3 protein-coding genes are annotated in these 3,807 nt (G+C 68.7%); all 3 read left to right on the top strand.

Translation table 11 applies throughout. The annotated features are described in order from the left end of the window. Positions 1-76: 76 nt before the first annotated feature. From urtB to urtD, 3 genes are read left to right on the top strand one after another with little or no spacing between them, the layout of a single operon-like run. Positions 77-1,681 carry an urea ABC transporter permease subunit UrtB gene (gene urtB, locus GBZ26_RS28085; RefSeq protein ID WP_174441617.1) on the top strand — a complete coding sequence of 535 codons (1,605 nt, stop codon included), beginning with the start codon at positions 77-79 and terminating at the stop codon, positions 1,679-1,681. A 4-nt stretch (positions 1,682-1,685) separates the two neighbouring features. Next, a complete protein-coding gene (gene urtC / locus GBZ26_RS28080; RefSeq protein ID WP_174441616.1) occupies positions 1,686-2,825 on the top strand; it encodes an urea ABC transporter permease subunit UrtC in 1,140 nt (379 codons plus the stop codon). 5 nt (positions 2,826-2,830) lie between these two features. Beyond that, positions 2,831-3,577 (top strand): urea ABC transporter ATP-binding protein UrtD, encoded by a 747-nt coding sequence (gene urtD, locus GBZ26_RS28075; protein ID WP_035675131.1) that lies wholly within the window; start codon positions 2,831-2,833, stop codon positions 3,575-3,577. Positions 3,578-3,807: the final 230 nt, after the last annotated feature.

Here is a 3,807-nt window from a genome sequence, read left to right as displayed (position 1 = left end):
AAGCGGGGGAGGGCCGGGGTGGGGGCAACGCACTTTCCTTGATTGAAATAGCTTCCGACACATCACAGGAACCGCGATGCACCGCGCATTCTGCTGGCTGCTGGCCGCGTTTCTGGCGCTGGCCGCTCCTGCCTCCTTCGCCGCCGATCTGACTCCGCTGGTCCGCGGCCTGGGCGCCGGCAGCTACGCCGAGACCGAAAAGGCCCTCGCCGGGCTGGCCGAGACGGGCGATCCCGCCGTCGTGCCGGTGATCGAGGCCCTCCAGGCCGGTGACCTGCACGTCCGCAAGGCGGACGGCGCCGTGATCGTCGCCAAGCGCGCCGGCAACGGCTACGCCCTGACCGACCCGCTGACCGGTGCCGCGCTGGGCGAGGCGGACCGCAACGCGGTCGAGAAGATCCGCATCAACAACGCCCTGCGCCGCACGATCAGCGCGACGCTCGGCGCGCTCACCCTGATGAGCCCCGACGCCAACACGCGCCGGCAGGCCGCCGATGCGGTCTTCAAGAGCCGCGACGCCAACGCGCTGGACGCGTTGAACACGGCGCTGGCCAAGGAGACCGACGAGCGCGTCCGCCGTGCGATGACCCAGGCGCGGGCCGCCGTCCTGCTGGCCGGGGACGCGACCGACGCCGACAGGATCGCCGCCGTCGAAGTGCTTCAGGAGCGCGGCGACCAGGACGCGCTGGCCCTGCTGAACGGTGCCGCCAACACGGGAAGCGACGCGGTGAAGGACGCCGCGAAGAAGGCCATCGCGTCGGTCGAACAGCGGCTCGCCCTGTGGGGCGCCGCGCAAAATCTGTGGTACGGCCTGTCGCTCGGCTCGGTGCTGCTGCTGGCGGCGATCGGGCTGGCCGTCACCTTCGGCGTCATGGGCGTCATCAACATGGCGCATGGCGAGATGGTGATGATCGGCGCCTACGCCACCTTCCTGGTGCAGGAGGCTTTCCGCCAGTGGGCGCCCGGCCTGTTCGATTTCTCCATCCTGGTGGCTCTGCCCGTCGCCTTCCTGGTGTCCGGCGCGGTCGGCGTCGCCATCGAGCGCAGCGTGATCCGCTGGCTCTACGGGCGCCCGCTGGAAACGCTGCTGGCGACCTGGGGCCTGTCGCTGGCGCTCCAACAGGCGGTGCGCTCCATCTTCGGGCCGACGAACCGCGAGGTCGGCGCGCCCTCCTGGATGTCCGGCGCCTTCGAGCTGGGCGGGCTGACCATCACCTACGGACGGCTGTGGATCGTCGTCTTCGCCTTCCTCGTCTTCGGCGCGCTGCTGGTGGCGCTGCGCAAGACGTGGTTCGGGCTGAGCATCCGCGCGGTCACCCAGAACCGCAGCATGGCCAACGCCATGGGCATCCGCACCGCGCGGGTGGACGCGCTGACCTTCGGGCTCGGCTCCGGCATCGCCGGGCTGGCCGGGGTGGCGCTGAGCCAGATCGACAACGTCAGCCCCAACCTGGGCCAGGGCTACATCATCGACAGCTTCATGGTCGTGGTGTTCGGCGGCGTCGGCAACCTGTGGGGCACGCTGGTCGGCGCGCTGGCGCTCGGCGGCGTCAACAAGTTCCTGGAGCCCTACGCGGGCGCGGTGCTGGGCAAGATCCTGGTGCTGATCTTCATCATCCTGTTCATCCAACGGCGTCCGCGCGGCCTGTTCGCGCTGAAGGGCCGGGCGGTGGAGGCCTGATCCGATGCTGACCCGTTTCTTCCTGATGGGCCTCGACAAGAAGGCCGGCGTTCTGCTGACCGTCCTGGCGGTGCTGGCCGTGGCGGTGCCGTTCATGGCGCTGGGCACGACCCCGGACTCGCCCTGGCACCTCTCCACCCACACGGTGGCGCTGCTCGGCAAGTATCTGTGCTTCGCCCTGCTTGCGCTGTCGCTCGACCTCGTCTGGGGGTTCGTCGGCATCCTGTCGCTGGGCCACGCCGCCTTCTTCACGCTCGGCGGCTACGCCATGGGCATGTATCTGATGCGGCAGATCGGCTCCCGCGGCGTCTACGGCAACGCCGACCTGCCGGACTTCATGGTCTTCCTGAACTGGACGGAGCTGCCCTGGTACTGGCATGGCTTCGACCAGTTCTGGTTCGCCGCGATCATGGTGATGCTGGTGCCGGGCCTGCTCGCCTTCGCCTTCGGCTGGTTCGCCTTCCGCTCGCGCGTCACCGGCGTCTATCTGTCGATCATCACGCAGGCGCTGACCTTCGCGCTGATGCTGGCCTTCTTCCGCAACGACATGGGCTTCGGCGGCAACAACGGCCTGACCGACTTCAAGGAGATCCTGGGCTTCGACATCCAGGCCGCCTCGACCCGCGTCGGTCTGTTCGTGGCGACGGTGGCGGCGCTGGCGGCCGGCTACGTCCTGGCGTCGGCCGTGGTGGCGTCCAAGCTGGGCAAGGTGCTGATCGCCGTGCGCGACGCCGAGAGCCGGGTGCGCTTCCTGGGCTACGAGACCGACCGCTACAAGCTGTTCGCCTGGACGCTGTCGGCCTGCATGGCCGGCGTGGCGGGGGCGCTCTACGTGCCGCAGGTCGGCATCATCAACCCGTCGGAATTCTCCCCCGCCAGCAGCATCGAAGCGGTGATCTGGGTCGCCGTCGGCGGGCGCGGCACGCTCGCCGGGCCGGTGCTGGGCGCGGTGCTGGTGAATTTCGGCAAAAGCTACTTCACGGCGGCGCTGCCGGAGCTGTGGCTGTTCGCGCTGGGCGGCCTGTTCGTTCTGGTCACCCTGTTCCTGCCCAAGGGCATCCTGGGTCTGGCGGCGCAGCTCCGCGACCGGCTGCCGGCGCGCGCCACGGTCACCGCCAAGCCGGCGGACCAGAAGGGAGTCTGAGAGAGATGAGCACCGAGGACACCCTGCTGTATCTGGACGGCGTGTCGGTCAGCTTCGACGGGTTCCGGGCGCTGAACAGCCTGTCGCTGGTCATCGAGCCGGGCGAGATGCGGGCGATCATCGGCCCGAACGGCGCCGGCAAGACGACCATGATGGACGTCATCACCGGCAAGACCCGCCCCGACACCGGCACCATCCTGTTCGAGGGCCGCACCGACCTGACCAGCCTGCGCGAGCCGGCCATCGCCAACCTGGGCATCGGCCGCAAGTTCCAGCGCCCCACCGTGTTCGAGATGCACACGGTCTGGGACAATCTGGAACTGTCGCTGAAGGCGCCGCGCCGCCCGCTGAAGACTCTGACCTACTCGGCCACGCGGGAGGACCGGGCGCGGATCGAGGAGATCCTCGACATCACCCGCCTGTCGCCGCGGCGCGACCGCCCGGCGGGTAGCCTGTCGCACGGCGAGAAGCAGTGGCTGGAGATCGGCATGCTGCTGGCCCAGGATCCGAAGCTGCTGCTGGTCGACGAACCGGTGGCCGGCATGACCGACGCCGAGACGGAACAGACCGCCCATCTGCTGAAGGACATCGCCGGCAAGCATTCGGTGATCGTTGTGGAGCACGACATGGTCTTCGTCCGCGAGCTGGGCGTGAAGGTCACGGTGCTGCACGAGGGTTCGGTGCTGGCCGAAGGTTCGCTCGATACGGTGAGCGCCAACAAGCAGGTCATCGACGTCTATCTGGGCCGGTGACGCAAATGTATTTCCCTCTCCCCTCTGGGGAGAGGGTCAGGGTGAGGGGGCGCCCGAAGGGCGGAAACGCAGCCTCATTGCAGAGCTTTTCCGGCCTGCGGCCGCCCCCCCATCCTAACCTTCTCCCCAGAGGGGGGAAGGGGTTCAGGAGAAAACAAACATGCTCGACGTACGGTCTGTCGATCTCCCTTACGGCGCGGGGCAGGCGCTGCGCGGCGTGTGGCTGAAGG

It is taken from the genome of Azospirillum formosense (assembly GCF_013340925.1).
Classification (GTDB): domain Bacteria; phylum Pseudomonadota; class Alphaproteobacteria; order Azospirillales; family Azospirillaceae; genus Azospirillum; species Azospirillum formosense.
The sequence above is the reverse complement of the archived record's forward strand: the minus strand, read 5'-3'. Positions and strand labels throughout refer to the sequence as shown.